The 18,041-nt window shown below is 69.0% G+C and carries 13 protein-coding genes; 3 read left to right on the top strand and 10 right to left on the bottom strand.

The window, feature by feature from the left end; all coding sequences use genetic code 11:
* Positions 1-31 precede the first annotated feature (31 nt).
* Together rnhB and IEY95_RS24245 are read right to left on the bottom strand one after the other, a co-directional pair.
* The gene (gene rnhB, locus IEY95_RS24250) at positions 32-733 is read right to left on the bottom strand and encodes a ribonuclease HII (RefSeq protein WP_189188226.1); all 702 of its coding nucleotides are present in this window, start codon (positions 731-733) and stop codon (positions 32-34) included.
* Positions 734-815: 82 nt separating this feature from the next.
* Positions 816-1,439: a TetR/AcrR family transcriptional regulator gene (locus IEY95_RS24245; protein ID WP_189188225.1), complete on the bottom strand. Its 624-nt coding sequence runs from the start codon at positions 1,437-1,439 to the stop codon at positions 816-818.
* 174 nt (positions 1,440-1,613) lie between these two features.
* Here IEY95_RS24245 and IEY95_RS24240 point away from each other — a divergent pair, with 174 nt between their 5' ends.
* Positions 1,614-3,161 carry an MFS transporter gene (locus IEY95_RS24240; protein WP_189188224.1) on the top strand — a complete coding sequence of 516 codons (1,548 nt, stop codon included), beginning with the start codon at positions 1,614-1,616 and terminating at the stop codon, positions 3,159-3,161.
* Positions 3,162-3,292: 131 nt separating this feature from the next.
* Here IEY95_RS24240 and IEY95_RS24235 read toward each other — a convergent pair whose 3' ends face one another.
* From IEY95_RS24235 to IEY95_RS24220, 4 genes are all read right to left on the bottom strand, one after another.
* Positions 3,293-4,765 carry a DUF4153 domain-containing protein gene (locus tag IEY95_RS24235; RefSeq protein ID WP_229703279.1) on the bottom strand — a complete coding sequence of 491 codons (1,473 nt, stop codon included), beginning with the start codon at positions 4,763-4,765 and terminating at the stop codon, positions 3,293-3,295.
* A 567-nt stretch (positions 4,766-5,332) separates the two neighbouring features.
* A complete protein-coding gene (locus IEY95_RS24230) occupies positions 5,333-6,262 on the bottom strand; it encodes an ADP-ribosylglycohydrolase family protein (RefSeq protein ID WP_189188223.1) in 930 nt (309 codons plus the stop codon).
* 12 nt (positions 6,263-6,274) lie between these two features.
* Positions 6,275-6,934 carry a histidine phosphatase family protein gene (locus IEY95_RS24225; protein ID WP_189188222.1) on the bottom strand — a complete coding sequence of 220 codons (660 nt, stop codon included), beginning with the start codon at positions 6,932-6,934 and terminating at the stop codon, positions 6,275-6,277.
* Between the two features lie 104 nt (positions 6,935-7,038).
* A complete protein-coding gene (locus tag IEY95_RS24220) occupies positions 7,039-7,644 on the bottom strand; it encodes a DUF4937 domain-containing protein (RefSeq protein WP_189188221.1) in 606 nt (201 codons plus the stop codon).
* Between the two features lie 155 nt (positions 7,645-7,799).
* Here IEY95_RS24220 and IEY95_RS24215 point away from each other — a divergent pair, with 155 nt between their 5' ends.
* On the top strand, positions 7,800-8,333 hold the full coding sequence (locus IEY95_RS24215; protein WP_189188220.1) for a TerD family protein: 534 nt from the start codon (positions 7,800-7,802) through the stop codon (positions 8,331-8,333).
* Positions 8,334-8,470: 137 nt separating this feature from the next.
* On the opposite strand, the gene IEY95_RS24210 is transcribed toward IEY95_RS24215, so the two are convergent.
* Both IEY95_RS24210 and nrdR read right to left on the bottom strand, forming a co-directional pair.
* Positions 8,471-11,365 (bottom strand): vitamin B12-dependent ribonucleotide reductase, encoded by a 2,895-nt coding sequence (locus IEY95_RS24210; protein ID WP_189188219.1) that lies wholly within the window; start codon positions 11,363-11,365, stop codon positions 8,471-8,473.
* A gap of 150 nt (positions 11,366-11,515) precedes the next feature.
* Entirely contained in the window at positions 11,516-12,079 is a 564-nt protein-coding gene (gene nrdR, locus IEY95_RS24205; RefSeq protein ID WP_189188218.1) for a transcriptional regulator NrdR, read from the bottom strand.
* Positions 12,080-12,598: 519 nt separating this feature from the next.
* On the opposite strand from nrdR, the gene lexA reads away from it, so the two are divergent.
* Positions 12,599-13,375, top strand: a complete 777-nt coding sequence (lexA, locus tag IEY95_RS24200; protein ID WP_189188217.1) for a transcriptional repressor LexA — start codon at positions 12,599-12,601, stop codon at positions 13,373-13,375.
* Positions 13,376-13,995: 620 nt separating this feature from the next.
* On the opposite strand, the gene IEY95_RS24195 is transcribed toward lexA, so the two are convergent.
* Both IEY95_RS24195 and IEY95_RS24190 read right to left on the bottom strand, forming a co-directional pair.
* Positions 13,996-15,972 (bottom strand): ATP-dependent DNA helicase, encoded by a 1,977-nt coding sequence (locus IEY95_RS24195; RefSeq protein WP_189188216.1) that lies wholly within the window; start codon positions 15,970-15,972, stop codon positions 13,996-13,998.
* A gap of 88 nt (positions 15,973-16,060) precedes the next feature.
* Positions 16,061-18,040: an IucA/IucC family protein gene (locus tag IEY95_RS24190; protein ID WP_373294528.1), complete on the bottom strand. Its 1,980-nt coding sequence runs from the start codon at positions 18,038-18,040 to the stop codon at positions 16,061-16,063.
* Position 18,041: the final 1 nt, after the last annotated feature.

The following is an 18,041-nucleotide window of genomic DNA, read 5'->3' as shown; positions in this document are numbered from 1 at the left end:
GGCGGGTGGCACATGAGTGCGAGCGGAATCGTCAGAAATCGAAGCCGAGCTGACCCTCGATCTCCGGAACGCTTCCGTCCGCCCAGCTGCGGACCTTCTTGAGGTGCCGCCACTGGGGCAGCGCATCAAGATACGCCCACGACAACCGGTGGTACGGGGTGGGGCCCCGCTCCTCCAGCGCGGCCTTGTGGACCGGTGACGGGTACCCGGCGTTGGCCGCAAAACCGAAGTCTGCATGGTCGATACCCAGTTCGGCCATCATTTTGTCGCGCTGAACCTTGGCGATCACCGAAGCCGCCGCGACGGCGACACAGGACCGGTCGCCCTTGATCACCGTACGGACCCGCCAGGGAGCGCCGAGATAGTCGTGCTTCCCGTCGAGAATGACCGCGTCGGGGCGGACCGGCAAGGCCTCCAGGGCGCGTACGGCCGCCAGGCGCAGCGCTGCGGTCATCCCCAGGTCGTCGATCTCCTCCGAAGAGGCATGCCCCAGGGCGTATGACGTCACCCATTTCTCCAACTCCGCGGCGAGAGCGGTACGCCGCTTGACGGTCAGGAGCTTGGAGTCGGTGAGCCCTTCGGGCGGACGGCGCAGTCCCGTGACGGCGGCACAGACGGTGACCGGGCCGGCCCACGCGCCGCGGCCCACCTCGTCGACACCGGCAATGATCTTCGCTCCGGTCGTTGCGCGGAGGGAGCGCTCGACGGTGTGTGTGGGTGGTTCGTACGGCATGGCGCCCTCAGCCTACGCCGCCCGGAGTCCCTCGCGACACCCGGGTTTCCCGGAGCAACCAGGGTGTCCGTGCGGGAGTCGATCAGGCGGGCCACCGCCGCAGCAGCGGGACCATCAGGTGGTCGATCATCTCCGCCAGGTCCCGCTCACTCCATTCACTCGCGCACACCTTGGAGCGGTACATCATCATCGCCGGGACGGCGTCGAAGACATAGGCGTTCGCGGCGTCGGGACGGACTTCCCCCCGCTCGATTCCGCGGTCGATGACTTCTCTGAGCAGACGCATGTTCGGCTCGATGACCCCGCCGAGGATCACCCGATGAAAACGTTCGGCCTGGACCGCGTCGCATTCGTAAAGCACCGAACGCAGAGCGAATCCGGGCTGCGAGAACATCGCATCACGCACCCGTCGGCACAGCTCCAGGAGGTCCTCCCGGACGCTCCCGAGGTCGGGCGCCTCCACCGGGCTCGGGAGTCCGGCCTGGAGCGCATCCGCGACAAGATCCTCCTTGGACGGCCAGCGACGATAGACCGCGGCCTTGCCGGTCTGGGCGCGCGCGGCGACACCCTCCATCGTGAGCCCGTTCCAGCCGACCGTGCCGAGCTGCTCCAGCGCGGCCTCCAGGATCGCGCGCTCGAGTACGGCACCGCGTCGGCGCGAGGAGGCCGCCTGAGCGGGGGCGGTCGTCCAACGCGAAGTAACCATCTGAGTGTCTCCGTTGTGCAGGGGGAGCGGGATTTTCGGGGAGGAACGAGCGATCGCGTTCGACGCCACGCGGCAGCGACTTCAGTGAACGCTTGCGTTCACTGTCGGGGACTCACTACCGTTGACGCGACAGTGAACGCGAGCGTTCACTAACGCACTTGTGGGGGACCCATAGTGACAACCTCTCAGTTGATTAAGGACCCAACGCCAGGAGCGGCCCGCCGGGAGGGGCATCCCGGCATCGCGCTCACCGTCATCGCGGCCTGCCAACTCATGGTGGTACTCGACGCGACGATTGTGAACATCGCGCTCCCGCACATTCAAGACGCGCTCAACTTCAGCACGACCGACCTGACATGGGTGATCAGCGCGTACACCCTCACCTTCGGTGGCCTGCTGCTTCTCGGCGCCCGTGCCGGTGACATCCTCGGTCGGCGCCGGATCTTCATGACCGGCATCCTGCTCTTCACCTTCGCCTCGCTGCTCGGCGGACTCGCCCAGGAACCCTGGCAGTTGCTGGCCGCACGGGCCCTGCAGGGCGTAGGTGGCGCGATTGCGTCGCCCACTTCACTGGCGCTCATCACCACCACGTTCCCCGAGGGCCCGGAGCGGAACCGGGCATTCGCCGTCTTCGCCACGGTATCGGCCGGTGGCGGTGCCATCGGTCTGCTTGCCGGCGGCATGCTCACGGAGTGGCTCGACTGGCGGTGGGTCCTCTTCGTCAACGTGCCCATCGGTGTCCTGATCGCCGTGCTCGCACCGATGTACATCAGCGAGTCCGAACGCCATCCCGGGCGCTTCGACATCGCGGGCGCGCTCACCTCGACGGCGGGAATGGCGTCCCTGGTGTACGGCTTCATCCGCGCCGCGGAGGAGGGGTGGCGGGACAGCCTCACCATCGGGTCGTTCGGCGCGGCCGTGGTGCTGCTGCTGGCCTTCGGGGTCATCGAGACCCGGGCCAAGGAGCCCATCACCCCGCTGAAGATGTTCGCCGACCGCAATCGCTCGGGCACGTATGTGATCATGCTGACCCTCGCCGCGGCGATGTTCGGCATGTTCTTCTACATCGTGCTCTTCGTGCAGAACGTGCTGGGGTACAGCCCGATCTCGGCCGGTGTGGCGTTCCTCCCGGTGACGGTCGCGATCGCGGTCGGCGCGGGTCTGTCGCAGCGGTTCCTGCCGGTGCTCGGCCCCAAGCCGTTCATGGTCGTCGGCTCGACGCTCGTCGCACTCGGGCTCTTCTGGCTGACCTTCATCAGCTCGGACAATTCGTACGTCGGTGGAGTGCTCGGCCCGATGCTGCTGTTCGGCTTCGGCATGGGCCTGAACTTCGTGACGCTGACAGTCACCGCGGTCTCGGGTGTGGCCCAGCACGAGGCGGGCGCGGCCTCCGGGCTGCTCAACGTCACCCAGCAGGTGGGCGGTTCACTCGGCCTCTCCATCCTCACCACGGTCTTCGGTTCGGCCAGCCGTGACGAGGCGGAGAAGCAGATGCCGAAGTTCCTGACGGACGGGTCGGCCGAGCAGAAGGCGGAGTTCGCCAAGACGCACCAGCTGCCCGCCCCTTGGGGCCATCAGGTGCTCGCCGAGGGCATCTCGACCGCCTTCATACCGGCGGCCGCGATGGCCGTGCTGGCCCTGATCACGGCCGCCCTGGTGATCCGGGTCCGCAAGAGCGACCTGGACGCCCTCGCCGGCACATCAGGCCCTGCCGCAGGCTGACGGGGGCGCTGCGGATGGCCGGACCGGGTCCGGGGGACCCGAGACGGCGAGGTCGCCGGTCCGGCCATCCGCAGTACACACCTATACGACAGCCAGGGCGCGCCCCTGGACCGAAGGGCGGGAACGGGCGCTCACCGGTACATCTGGTCGTCCACCACCCGGCTGCAGGCGCTCCAGTCCGGGTCCTTCGACGGCGGCCGGTCACGAAGGATGTCCCGCGCGTGTGCCTCGCCCCAACTGGTGGCGTACCAGGGGCCCTCGTCCTCCCCGAGTTCGGTTGCGACCGAGCCCAGCGCGCAGGAACGCAACGGCTCCTTCAGCTTGTCGAGGGCTGGTACGGCATCGGCGGACAGGCTACGCGCGTACTCGAGGTCGAACTTGCCCGTGTCCTCGTACCGCTGAACATTGCGCTCGGCGATGAGACCGTCGGGCGACATCAGTCCGAACGCGAGCACTCCCGCCGCCGCGCTGGCCGCGACGGCACGCGGCAGCCAGCGGGCGCCCCAGACCCCGGCCGCCATGATGAGCACGATGATCAGGCCGAGCCAGAGCTCCACGGCCACCACCGAGACCCTCAGCCGCGTCAGCCCGTAGGCCTCCACATACATGTCCATACGCCGCACCGCCGATGCGACGACAACGAGCGCCAGCGCGCACAGAGTTCCCAGCACACCCCGCACCAACTTCTGGTCGCGCGCCTCGTCGCGCGGCGCCCAGCGCAGCGCGAACACGATGACGAGCAGGGTCAGAAGGGTGACAAGCAGCAGCTGCCAGAAGCCCTGACGGGCGTATTCGGCGTACGTCTGGCCGGTCTTCTTCAGTACGGCGTCGTATCCGCCGAACAGCACGGCCAGTTGGACTGCGTTGAAGGCCGCGAAGAGCACGGTGAGCACGATCAGCGGCAGCGCCCACTCCAAGCGGCCACGCGGGCGGCCCTTGGGCACTTCGACCCGGTCCCACTGGACGGGCGCGGCGGCCGTGTGAGCCGCCGCGAGCGCTCCGACCAGGCCGAGGGCCAGAAGCACAACGCGCCAGGGACCGCCGGAGACGGACGCGTCCGGCATCAGTTCGCCGAGCAGATCCGCGAAGGCGGCGTCGGCCCCCGCGAACAGCGCTCCGAAGACCAGCAGCAGGACAGCCGTCACGGCGAGCGCACGCAGCCCCGCACCCACGCGGCGGCGCGCGCCGCCGAACCGTTCGCGCAGCCCGCGCCAGCCCCAGGTGGGGCCGGTGACCAGGGCGTTGAACACGCCGATGGGGCCGAGCAGGACGGCGGGCCAGGTGCGGCCGCCGTGCAGCGCGAGCGAGCCCAGCGCAACCGCGGCGACGATCGCGAGGAACGAAGGCCAGTCCGCGTCGCGCAGGGCAGGCACGATGAGCAGACCGATGCCACCGATGCCCCATACCAGCGTCCACGCGCGCGTGCGTCGTCCCGCGGCCTGGGCGGCGAAGTACGCGGCGAGCGCGGCGGGGATCGCGACCAACAGGAGATTGAGCGCCAGGCCGTCATCGAGGAGCAGCATGCTGAGCACGCCGGTGGCGAGCGCGGCCCACAGGGTGGCCGTACGCACCGGGGCGGGTGACCGGACCTGAAGCCCGGACAACCCGGGGACGGGAGCGGGCGACGGGTAGGCCCGGTCGGATTCCTCTTTCGCTTCCTCTTCCGCCTCGGTTGCATCCCCCCTGGAGCCGGATTCGGGGCTGGGCCCCGTCGATTCCGGTTCCCCCGGATCTTGCGAGGCCGTGGGTTCTGTCGGATCGGTGGGAGCCGTCGGCTCCGTCGCCTCCTGCGGCCGCCCCGTGGCCTGCCTTGGCTCCTCCCCCTCCCTCGGCTCCTTGGCCTCCGGATCCCTCGGCTTCGCCGGTCTCTGGCCTCTCGGCTCGGACGCGGACGGTATGTCGGACACGGGCACCCCCTCCCAGCCGGCCCCTGGGCAGCCCACAACACGCCACGGTGGCGGACGGCTGCTGACCGGTGTCTCGTCGGCGCACGCCCGTAGTGATCAACAGGCGGCGTGGCGGACAGGGTATGCATGGGCAAGGCGCCTCAGGGAGTGGCGGCCGTGCTGTAGCAAGCCTGTGACAGAGGCGACCGGCATGACCGGCGGCCGCCCGCTCCCGAGACACACCTCCGGGACTTCACGCGGGGCAGCGCGCCCCACGCGGCCGCCCTACGCGCCGCTCGCCGTACGCCCGTACGCGGGACCCGGCACCCAGTCCGGCAGCCCCTCCGTACGCTCCACCCAGGCAGCCGGTGGCGCTCCCGCCCTTCCTGCGGCGACCACCCCGCCCACGATGGCGCAGGTGGTGTCCACATCGCCGCCGACCTGGGCGGTGACCCAGAAGGCCTCTTCGTAGTCGCCGAGGGCCCGGGCCGCCGACCAGAGCGCGAACGGCACGGTGTCGTGCGCCGACGTACGTCGTCCGCAGCCCAGGACGGCGGCCACGGTCGCGGCGTCCCCGTAGTCGAGCATGTCCCGGGCGCGCCGCAGACCCGCGCCGACGGCGCTGCGCGGTACGAGCGCGACGACGCCGTCGAGCAGCGCCTCGGCGCTCGGTGGGCCCGCCGGGTCGGCCGCCAGCGCTGCGGCCGCGGCGACGGCCATGGCGCCGACCACGGCCTCGCGGTGCTGGTGCGTGGGGTACGCGGAGATCTCCGCCTGGTGCGTCGCCTGCTCCGGGTCGTCGGCGTACCAGGCACCCAGGGGGGCGATCCGCATCGCGGCGCCGTTGCCCCACGAGCCCTGCCCCTTGAAGAGGGCGGATGCCAGCTCGCGCCAGTCGCCGCCTTCCCTGATCAGTCGCAGCAGTCTGTTGACCGCGGGCCCGTAGCCCCGGTCGAAGTCGTGGTGCTCGGCGAAGGAGCGGGCCAGTTCGTCCTGGTCGATGCGGTGGTGCGCGGCCAAAACGGCCACGACGGAGCAGGCCATTTCGGTGTCGTCGGTCCACTGCCAGGGGCGGGGCGGCAGCTCACGGCGCTTGAGCAGCGGGTAGTTCGCGGGCACGAAGAACTGCGAGCCCAGCGCGTCCCCCACCGCGAGTCCACGCAGGCCGGCCAGGGCGCGGTCCAGGCGCCTGTCGGGAGAGGAGTCAGCGGTCATCGCCCTGCCACTCTATCCGGTGACTCCGTACGATTCCGGATCACGCCATTGCTCGAAAGGCCGGTCAAGTGTGTACCTGCCGTCCTCCCCCAGAACGAGCATCCGCGTCTCCCCGTTCCCCGGGTTCGACAGCGACTCGAATTCCGCGACCGTCCAGTGGAACCACCGCATACAGAACAGCCGCATGGCCAGGCCATGGGTCACCAGGAGCACGTTCGGCGGGTGATCGGGGGCCTCGAAGCTGCGGTACAGGCTCTCCAGGAAGCCACCGACGCGGTCGTACACGTCGGCCCCGGACTCGCCCTGCGCGAAGCGGTAGAAGAAGTGCCCGTACGCGTCCCGGTAGGCCTTCTGGAGGCGTACGTCGTCACGGTCCTGCCAGTTGCCCCAGTCCTGCTCGCGCAGTCGCGGCTCCTCGCGCACCCGTATGAGCTCGGGGTCGAGGTGGAAGGCGCGGAACGTCTCGTGCGTGCGGCGGTACGGGGACACGTACACGCTTACGCGCTCCCGTCCGAAGAGCTCCCGCAACTGTTTGCCCGTGTCCTCCGCCTGCTGCCACCCCTTCTCCGTGAGCGCCAGAGCATGGTCGGGCTCGCGTTCGTACACGGTGTCATCGGCATTGCCCACCGACTCGCCGTGCCGGACAAGAACGATGCGCCGTGGTCGTGCCATGCCAATGACCCTAGATCGTCTCGCGGCTGATCGAGCACTCGTACGGGCTCCATACGGTGTAGGTCACACAGCCCCCGCGCACAGAACCACGTCACGTGGCCCGATCAGACCGTCCAGCCGGGCTCCAGTTCCACGATGTCACCCGCGAGGGCCGCGACGTCGGCCTCGATCTGGGCCCGCAACGCGAGCCGTTCCACCCGCTCGGCACGGTACTTGCCGTGCTCGGCCGCCGACTGCCACATGGACAGGATCAGGAACTCATGTCCGGGCGCCTCGCCGAACAGGCCGCGCACCATGCCGGGCGAGCCGGCCATCGCGGGGTTCCAGACCTTCTCCTGCATCAAGGCGAAGTGCTCGGCCCGCTCCTCGTGGATCCGGCAGTGGGCCACGCGCACCAGGTCGGCGTCCGTGAAGCGCGGTTCGAAGCCGGTCTTCACGTCGAAGCGATGATCGAACAGTTTGACCTGGGAGTCCTTGAAGGTGCCCGACTGAGCGGCGGCGAGCCGGTCGTGGGAGCGGGCCATGAAGGAGTCGTAGAAGGCACGGCTTTCCCAGAAGGCGAAGATGTGTGCGACGCCGGACCGCCCCCGGCTCCATCCCCCGCCCTGTCCCCGGAATCCCGGCTCCCCCAGAAGCCCCGCCCACTTTCGCTGCCCCCGCTCGAAACCGCGGCGGTCCACCGCGGTGCAGCGAATCCACTTGACCAGCACCGCGCCATCGTAAGGCCACGGAGCGTGGCGCCGGTCACGCTCCGGCAGAGTACATCCGCGCGAGCGCCCCGGCGCGCATGGCACGATGGACAACCGGCCCTGACCGCAGGGTTGTTGGGCCAGGAAGCAGATGGGGAACGGGGAGGGGAGATCTGGTGAACGGTCTCAACAAGGGCATCCGCAAGGTCGAGCTGGCGGTGAAGTGGGATCCGAGTCCCGTGGGGCAGCCCGCGACCGATCTCGACATCATCGCGGCGACCTATCTGGCGGCCGCCCCGGGCGAAGAACCGGCCTACGTTGTCCACTTCGACAGCCGCTCCCCGGACGGCACCATCTATCTGAACCGGGACAGCAAGGACGGCAAGGGCTTCGGCTGGGACGAGGTCATGACACTGGAGCTCGACCGCCTGGACAGCCGCTACGCGCGCGTGGTGGTCGGCGTCCTGATCCAACAGCGCGCCGGTCACAAGACGTTCGTGGGTGTGCTCAACCCCGCCTTCCGTATGCGTGAGGGCTACACCGTCCTGGCGGAGGACGAATTCGACGACGTGCTGGGGGCCACCGCCGCGACCGTCGGGGAGTTCGTGCGCGACGACTCGGGCGAGTGGACTTTCCACCCGGGCATCCACGGCTACGACACGGACCCGGCGACCTTCGCCAGGGTCATGGGCAGCCCTCAGGACGCCTGAATCGCACTCCCTGGAGACCGCATTCCGGAAACGGGCCTCCCCGAAGCACCGTGACACCCGAATCCGACTCTCCGTAGGGCCTGAAAGCGCCGAAGGGCGGCACGGCCGGTGGCCGTGCCGCCCTTCAGGGCTTCGGATCAGCTGCAACCGCTGGTGGAACCGCAGCCCTCACAGATGTAGCAGGAACCAGCCCGCTGCATCTTCGTACCGCAGGAGAAGCACAGAGGGGCGTCCGCCTGGATGCCCAGCTGCATTTCCACCAGTTCGGCACTGGTGTGGGCCTGCTTCGGGGCGGGCTTGGCCGCCTCGACCTCGGCCTTCGGGACGGCGACGGCCTTCAGCTCCTGCGCGCGGGGCGCGGACTGGGCCAGACCCTCGACGTCGACCTCGTCGTCGGCGGGCTCGTAGGAACCCGTCTCCAGATGACGCTGACGCTCCTCGGCGGAGTGGATACCGAGCGCGGAGCGGGTCTCGAAGGGCAGGAAGTCCAGCGCCAGGCGACGGAAGATGTAGTCGACGATCGACTGCGCCATCCGCACGTCCGGGTCGTCCGTCATACCGGCCGGCTCGAAGCGCATGTTCGTGAACTTCGAGACGTACGTCTCCAGGGGCACGCCGTACTGCAGACCCACCGAGACGGCGATCGAGAAGGCGTCCATCATGCCCGCGAGGGTGGAGCCCTGCTTCGACATCTTCAGGAAGACCTCGCCGAGACCGTCGTCCGGGTAGGAGTTGGCGGTCATGTAGCCCTCGGCGCCGCCCACCGTGAAGGAGGTGGTGATGCCGGGACGGCCCTTGGGGAGACGCTTGCGGACCGGGCGGTACTCGACGACCTTCTCGACCGCCGTACGGATGGTCTCCTCGGCCTTGGCCGTGACCTCGGCCTTCTCCTTCTCCTTGGTCTTCGCGGAGAGGGGCTGGCCCACCTTGCAGTTGTCGCGGTAGATCGCGAGCGCCTTGACGCCCATCTTCCACGCCTCGAAGTAGACCTCTTCGACGTCCTCGACGGTCGCCGTCTCCGGCAGGTTGACCGTCTTGGAGAGCGCGCCGGAGATCCACGGCTGGATCGCGGCCATCATGCGGACGTGACCCATCGCGGAGATGGAGCGCTCGCCCATGGCGCAGTCGAAGACCTCGTAGTGCTCGTGCTTGAGGCTCGGGGCGTCGACGACATTGCCGTGCTCGGCGATGTGGGCGACGATCGCCTCGATCTGCTCCTCCTGGTAACCCAGGCGACGCAGGGCCTGCGGCACGGTGCCGTTGACGATCTGCATCGAGCCGCCGCCGACCAGCTTCTTGAACTTGACCAGCGCGAGGTCGGGCTCGAGACCGGTGGTGTCGCAGGACATCGCGAGACCGATCGTGCCGGTCGGGGCGATGACCGAAGCCTGCGCGTTGCGGAAGCCGTTCTTCTCGCCGAGGCGGATCACGTCCTGCCAGGCCTCCGTGGCAGCGGCCCAGATGGGGGTGTCCAGGTCGTCCATGCGGACGGCCGTGGTGTTGGCGTCGGCGTGCTGCTTCATGACGCGCTGGTGGGGCTGCGCGTTGCGGGCGTAGCCGTCGTACGGGCCGACGACCGCGGCGAGCTCGGCGGATCGCTTGTACGACGTACCCGTCATCAGGGAGGTGATGGCACCGGCGAGGGCGCGGCCACCGGCGGAGTCGTAGGCGTGGCCGGTCGCCATCAGGAGGGCGCCGAGGTTGGCGTAGCCGATGCCCAGCTGACGGAAGGCGCGGGTGTTCTCGCCGATCTTCTGAGTCGGGAAGTCCGCGAAGCAGATCGAGATGTCCATCGCGGTGATGACCAGCTCGACGACCTTCGAGAAGCGCTCGACGTCGAAGGACTGGTGGCCCTTGCCGTCGTCCTTCAGGAACTTCATCAGGTTCAGCGAGGCGAGGTTGCAGGACGTGTTGTCCAGGTGCATGTACTCGCTGCACGGGTTCGAGCCGTTGATACGGCCGGACTCCGGGCACGTGTGCCAGTGGTTGATCGTGTCGTCGTACTGAATGCCCGGGTCGGCGCAGGCCCAGGCGGCCTCGGCCATCTTGCGGAACAGCGCCTTGGCGTCGACCTCCTCGATGACCTCGCCGGTCATGCGGGACGTCAGGCCGAACTTGCCGCCCGACTCGACGGCCTTCATGAACGTGTCGTTCACACGGACCGAGTTGTTGGCGTTCTGGTACTGGACGGACGTGATGTCGTCGCCGCCCAGATCCATGTCGAAGCCCGCGTCACGCAGGGCGCGGATCTTCTCCTCCTCCTTGACCTTGGTCTCGATGAAGTCCTCGATGTCGGGGTGGTCGACGTCGAGGATGACCATCTTGGCCGCGCGGCGCGTGGCGCCACCCGACTTGATCGTTCCTGCGGACGCGTCGGCACCGCGCATGAAGGAGACGGGACCCGAGGCGTTGCCGCCCGAGGAGAGGAGCTCCTTGGAGGAGCGGATGCGGGAGAGGTTCAGGCCTGCGCCGGAGCCGCCCTTGAAGATCATGCCCTCTTCCTTGTACCAGTCGAGGATCGACTCCATGGAGTCGTCGACGGACAGGATGAAGCAGGCGGAGACCTGCTGGGGCTGCGGCGTGCCGACGTTGAACCACACCGGGGAGTTGAAGCTGAAGATCTGGTGCAGGAGGGCGTACGCCAGCTCGTGCTCGAAGATCTCGGCGTCGGCGGGCGAGGCGAAGTACTTGTAGTCCTCGCCGGCCTTCCGGTACGTCTTCACAATGCGGTCGATGAGCTGCCTGAGGCTCACCTCGCGCTGCGGGGTGCCGACAGCACCGCGGAAGTACTTGCTGGTGACGATGTTGACCGCGTTCACCGACCAGAAGCCGGGGAACTCGACGCCACGCTGCTCGAAGTTGATCGAGCCGTCGCGCCAGTTGGTCATGACGACGTCACGGCGCTCCCACTCCACCTCGTCGTACGGGTGCACGCCGGGGGTGGTGTGGATGCGCTCGATGCGCAGTCCCTTGCTGGCCTTGGTGCCCTTGGCGCGGGAACCTCGTGCCGGACCGCTCGCCGTCTCTGTCATGCCGCCTCCCTGTATCGGGCTAAAACGCCCTGAAGTGCCTCGTTCTTCCCGTGGCACGGTGTGTGTCTGGTGCTGCGCGCGTCGTGTGCGCGACCGCCCGCAGCAGGTCTGTGGTCGCCGCCGATGAGCCGACTCGAGTCGGCCTTCCCCTCAGTCGGCGGCGCTGGCGGGCACGGGGACCTGGACGGTCTCTCCGGACCCGCGGTCACTTTCCGGGCGCTCCGCGGCGGCGTCTTCGTCGTCCGCCTCGTCCGCGGTGGGCCGCTGCCTCGTCTCTTCCCTGAGTTCCGCGATGGCGGCCTCGAAGTCCTCGAGCGAGTCGAACGCCCGATAGACGGACGCGAACCGCAGATAGGCGACGAGGTCGAGTTCCTGCAACGGGCCGAGTATGGCCAGCCCCACGTCATGGGTGGTCAGTTCGGCGCTTCCGGTGGCCCGCACCGCCTCCTCGACCCGCTGGCCGAGCTGGGCGAGTGCGTCCTCGGTGACAGGCCGCCCCTGGCACGCCTTGCGCACGCCGTTGATGACCTTGGCACGGCTGAAGGGCTCGGTCACGCCGGAGCGCTTGACCACCATCAGCGAGCACGTCTCCACGGTCGTGAAACGACGGGAGCAGTCGGGGCACTGGCGGCGCCTGCGGATCGACGTGCCGTCATCGGTCGTACGACTGTCGACGACGCGGCTGTCGGGGTGCCTGCAGAAGGGGCAGTGCATGGCTCCAACCCTCCTTCACAGCACGACTCATAGGCCTCGCGAGACCCCTTGGGCCCCTCGAAGCAGCCCCAAGCATAGGCGATGGCCGGAGGCCCGAAGACCCGGGGGACCACAACACTTGGGCTGCTGTTGCAATCCAACCACTAGATGTGGGGATCGGCGCGAAAATTGACCCACGAAGCGCGTGTCGCACACGTATTGGCATGTGCCGCACGGCCATACCGATCCCCGACACACGGAGATACCGTGGTGGCCGTGCAGATTGGGGGGTCGGTACCCGGTTGACCGGGTGCCGGATGGCAGACTGGGTCGCGGCCCACATCTGTCGGCACGGTCATCGCTCCGGCGGTGAAGAGTACAGCAATACGCCCCTTTGTCCGCCAGGTGCAGCGTTAGCCATACACCCAGACACATGATCACGGCAGGCAATCCGCGTTTTTTCACTCGAACGTGTGTTTGGCGCAACCTTTCGAAAGCAACTACCGTTGTCCAGCAGGGAGACCATCGAGAGGGGCCGACGTGACCACCACCGCAGACAGTGCCACCATCACTGCCCAGGACCGCTCCCAGGGCCGACTCGAGCCGGTGCATGCGATGAACGAAGCCGTGAATCATGAGGGACCCAAGCGCTCCCTGCCGGGCCGACCTCCAGGCATCCGGGCGGACAGCTCCGGGCTCACGGACCGGCAGCGCCGGGTGATCGAGGTGATCAGGGACTCGGTGCAGCGACGCGGCTACCCACCGTCGATGCGGGAGATCGGACAGGCGGTCGGCCTCTCCAGCACCTCCTCGGTCGCGCATCAGCTGATGGCGCTGGAGCGCAAGGGCTTCCTGCGCCGCGACCCGCACCGCCCGCGCGCGTACGAGGTCCGGGGCTCCGACCAGTCCTCGGTGCAGCCCACCGACACGGCGGGCAAGCCGGCCGCGTCGTACGTCCCGCTGGTCGGCCGGATCGCCGCCGGAGGCCCGATCCTCGCCGAGGAGTCGGTCGAGGACGTCTTCCCCCTCCCCCGCCAGCTGGTCGGTGACGGCGAGCTGTTCGTCCTCAAGGTCGTCGGCGACTCGATGATCGAAGCCGCCATCTGCGACGGAGACTGGGTGACGGTCCGCCGCCAGCCGGTCGCGGAGAACGGCGACATCGTGGCCGCGATGCTCGACGGCGAAGCCACGGTGAAGCGCTTCAAGCGCGAGGACGGGCACGTGTGGCTGCTGCCGCACAACTCCGCGTACCAGCCGATCCCCGGCGATGAGGCGACCATCCTCGGCAAGGTCGTGGCAGTGCTGCGGCGGGTCTGACCACCTGCGAAGGGCGGGACACGCCGCCCCGCCCCTGACCGGGCCCCGGGACCAACTGCGCCGGTTCCGGGGCCCTGCGTTTTTCTGGCCAGGGGCCTTGGCGGGGATATGGGGTTGCTCGGCTGGGGTTTTGCGAAGGGGTGCGCTTCCTGGGCTGGGGCCTTGGGTATGGGGTGCGCTTCTTGGAGCAACGGCTCTGCGTGGGGTGCGCTCCACACGATGGGGGCCTTGTGTGGGGGTGCGATTCCCGGGTCGGGGATCTCGGACTCCGGTGACCGGTTCGGGAACACGCTGGCTTCCCCGGTCGACGGAAGTGACCGGCAACCCCCGCCGATTGGCATGCCGCTCGCCCGATGTGAGCGCACGCTGGGCCGTCCTGCGGAGGACTGCGGGGCTCGCCCGCCGAATGGGCGGCGCGCTCCGAAGGAGCAGACCTGGGCGCGCGCCGAAACGGATGAACACGACGGGTCGGACGCCCTGCTTGCGGAGCGCCTGCCCGGGTCGCCCGGGCACGACACCTCGCTCCCGGCCCGCGCACGACTGACGCCGCACCGCGGGCGAACGTGGCCGGCGCACTCTGGGCCAGGCCGATCCACCCCCGCGGGGCCGCCGCCCAGGCGCTACGCCTCCTCCGTCTTCCTCGCCGCCTCATCGATCGCCGCGAGTGACCTGCGGACCTGATTGCGGTCCGTCGTGTACCAGAACTCGGGCAGTGAGGCCTTGAGGTAGCTGCCATAGCGGGCAGTGGCCAGACGCTGGTCGAGTACGGCGACCACGCCCCGGTCACCCGAGGCTCGTACGAGGCGGCCGGCGCCCTGGGCCATCAAGAGGGCGGCGTGGGTGGCGGCGACCGCCATGAAGCCGTTGCCGCCGTTGTCCTCGACCGCCTTCTGGCGGGCGCTCATCAGTGGGTCGTCGGGGCGTGGGAAGGGGATCTTGTCCATGACGACCAGCTGGCAGCTGGGGCCCGGGACGTCCACGCCCTGCCAGAGCGAGAGTGTGCCGAAGAGGCAGGTCTTGGGATCGGCCGCAAAGTTCTTGATCAGCTCGCCGAGCGTCTCCTCGCCCTGCAGCAGGATCGGGTACTCGGGGATGCGCGTGCGCAGCTCCTCAGCCGCGAGCTGAGCGGCCCGCATCGAGGAGAACAGTCCCAGCGTGCGCCCACCGGCAGCCCGGATCAGCTCGGTGAGCTCGTCCAGCATGTCCCCGCGGTCGCCGTCCCGCGCTGGGCGCGACAGGTGCTTGGCGACGTAGAGAATGCCCTGCTTCGGGTAGTCGAAGGGCGAACCGACATCGACGCCCTTCCACTGCGGGAGATCCTCGCCCTCCGTACCCTCGGGCGCGAGCCCCAGCGATGCTCCCACACCGTTGAAGTCGCCCCCGAGCTTCAGCGTCGCGGAGGTCAGGACGACGGAGCGGTCGGCGAAAAGCTTCTCCCTGAGGAGTCCGGACACGTTCATGGGAGCGACGCGGAGCGATGCGCCGAAGCGGTCGTGGCGCTCGTACCAGACGACGTCCCACTCGGAGCCGTTGGTGATGCGCTCCGCCACGTCGTGCACGGTCTCCACGGAGGCCAGGGCCTGCTTGCGTACCGCGTCCTCGTCCTGGACGGACTTGTCGCGCGTGGAGCCGAGCGCCGAGATCACCGTACGAGCGGCGTCGCGCAGCGCCATCAAGGCATACCCGAGGTCCTCGGGGATCTCCTCCAGGCGCCCCGGCAGCGCCAGCTCCATGAGGCGCTCGAAGCCCTCGGCGGCGGTCTGAAGCTGGTCGGCGGCCTTCTCGTTGACGAGCTTCGCGGCGCGGCGGACGGCGCGGTTGACCTGGCCCGGGGTGAGTTCGCCGGTCGCGACGCCGGTGACCCGGGAGACCAGTTCGTGGGCCTCGTCGACGATCAGCACTTCGTGCTGCGGAAGGACCGGCGCGCCCTCGATGGCGTCGATCGCGAGCAGCGCGTGGTTGGTGACGACGACCTCGGCAAGCTTGGCGCGCTCGCGGGCCATCTCGGCGAAGCACTCCGCCCCGTAGGCGCATTTGGTGGCCCCGACGCACTCCCGGGACGACACGGACACCTGGGCCCAGGCACGGTCGGAGACGCCGGGCGTGAGGTCGTCGCGGTCGCCGGTCTCGGTCTCGTCCGACCAGTCCCGCAGCCGCAGCAGGTCCTTGCCCAGCTTGCTGGTCGGCGCGGCCGCCTCGAACTGATCGAAGAGGCCCTCCTCCTCGTCCTGCGGCACGCCCTCGTGCAGGCGGTGCAGGCACAGATAGTTCGACCGGCCCTTCAGCATCGCGAACTCGGGGCGGCGGCGCAGCAGCGGATGCAGCGCGTCGACAGTGCGCGGCAGGTCACGCTCGACGAGCTGGCGCTGCAGCGCCAGGGTCGCGGTCGCCACGACCACGCGCTCCCCGTGCGCGAGCGCGGGCACCAGGTATCCGAGCGACTTTCCGGTGCCGGTGCCCGCCTGGACCAGCAGGTGGGAGCTGTCGTCGATGGCGTCCGCGACGGCTTCGGCCATGGTCACCTGGCCAGGGCGCTCCGTGCCGCCGACGGCGGTGACAGCGGCATGCAGGAGTTCGGGGAGTGAGGGCTTTGTCATAGCGCTGCCACCCTACGGGGCGCCACCGACAATCGGGCGATCAAGGTGGGGGCGACGGGCGTGATCAAGACGAGTACCGGCCGCGTGATCAAGGCTGGTGAAGGGGGTTCGGGACGGTGCCGTGCACAGCGGCGTGCGGGCGATCGGGGCGGTCGCGGTAACCGTCGAGGTGCAGTCGATTGCGGTTCAGACATAGGCGCTCGATACGGGGAGTGAGCAGGTCGAACATCTCGTAACGCTCCTTGAGCTCGGGAAAACGCGTCTGGTGACGGACGATCTCCTTTCGTACGAGGGACCAGAACTCGCCCTCAGGAACTCCCAGTTGCTCCTCGCAGAGTGGTGCGAGATAGCGGAAAACTCCCACAAAGAGCCCGGAATGGATGAACTGGGTCAGGAACGCGGGCGGCTCGGTGAGCAGCACACGCCGCACGCCCTCCGGCATGGAGGCATGCTCGGGCAGTGGCTCCGCGCTCACGTTGATGTCGTCCACGAAGTCCTTCACAGCGAGCCGCACGGGTACGTCGTGGCCGTCGAAGACAACGATCGCGTTCTCTCCATGTGGGCTGAACACAGTGCCGTAGCGATAGAGACAGTGCAGCAAGGGTGGCAGCAGCGCCGCGAAGAGACGGCGCAGCCAGACCTTCGGTGTCAGCCCCGAGCGGGCGACCAGCTGCGCCGTGAAGGCACGCCCCTCCGGGTCGGTGTGCAGGAGTGCGGCCAGAGTGCGGGCGCGTTCGCCAGGGGCCAGATGTCGGGAGATGGGCTCGCGCCAGATCGCTCCGAGCAGCTCCTTGTACTGATAGGGCACCTCGGGGAGGCCGTCGTACACCGGATGTTCGACGGTCACCGACGCGACCTCGCCGAGCATGATCACTCCGCAGGCGTCACGCAGGAACGGGTCGGCGTCGCGCAAGCCGTGCATCCAGGCGGTGACGGCGGGGGCCGCGAGGGTCCGTTCCGTCGGGATGCCACGCCACACCAGCGTGTTCAGGACGGACAGCGGCAGCTTCACGGCGTGCCGGTCCGGCCGCGAGACATTGAGGAACGTACGGATCGACTGCTGAGGCAGGCGCAGATCTCCGTCCGAGTGCAGCGGCACGATCAGGTCCACGGCGACGTGGGGCGCGAAGAGGGGCAACACGACGTCGTCCCACTGCCAGGGGTGAACGGGCAGATAGAGATACGACTCCGGCGTGAGCCCGCGCGCGCGGAGTACCTCGTCGAAGGATTCCCTCGTGGCGGGGGCGAGCTCGCGCGCGTAAAGGTGTTCCGCGGTGTCGAGGCCCCGGACACCCCTGTAGGCGGCGAGCGTGGTGTGCACCGCGATCCACGGAAGAGCCGTCGCTCGGCGGGCCTCCGGCGCCCAGTGGGCGGCGTCCCTCGCGGAGAAGCCGAGGCGCCCCTTGTTGAGCACGATCCAGGGGTGCCCGGTCTGGTGGCCCTCCAGTTCCGCGTATCCCAGCTCGGCCAGCTCGGCGGCCGAGACGGCATTGTGGTCGAGGCGCGCGTCCGCGGCGATCGTGGTGCTCAGCTCGCGGATGACATGACCGAGCGTCGCTCCGTCGAGCCCCAACGTGCCCCGGGCACGGGTGAGGAAGCCGACCGGGTCGGTGAAGGGCCGGGGCTCCGCCCCTCCCTCTGTGAGGGTGAGCGAATCAGGATCCACGCGCCAACTGCCGTACGCGGTACGGCGGGCGCGGAAGGACAGGTTGCCGCCGGCGTCGAGGCGGAGGATGTAGTGGGCTCGACGGCTGTCGGCCGCAGTCGATTTCCTCTCCGTGTTCGCGCAGGGGACCGAGGACAGGTCCGTTTCTGGGACTGCCGATGCCGAGGCCCGAATGACGTCCCGCTCCGGCTCCGGCTCCGGCTCCGGCTCCGGCTCCGGCTCCGGCTCCGGCTCCGGCTCCGGCTCCGGCTCCGGCTCGATGATCCCCTCGTACGCGAACTCACCGATCATCTTGGCGAGCAGGCGGCGACCGGCCCGATCCCACCGCTCTTTGCGCAGCTCAGGCGGATCGTAGAGGCTGGGCGGCTCTCCGGATGCCGGGGCGGCGGACGGATTCGACACG

The sequence above is a fragment of the Streptomyces albiflavescens genome, assembly GCF_014645835.1.
Classification (GTDB): Bacteria; Actinomycetota; Actinomycetes; order Streptomycetales; family Streptomycetaceae; genus Streptomyces; species Streptomyces albiflavescens.
Note: the sequence above shows the minus strand (reverse complement) of the source record. Positions and strands in the feature narration are given on the sequence as shown.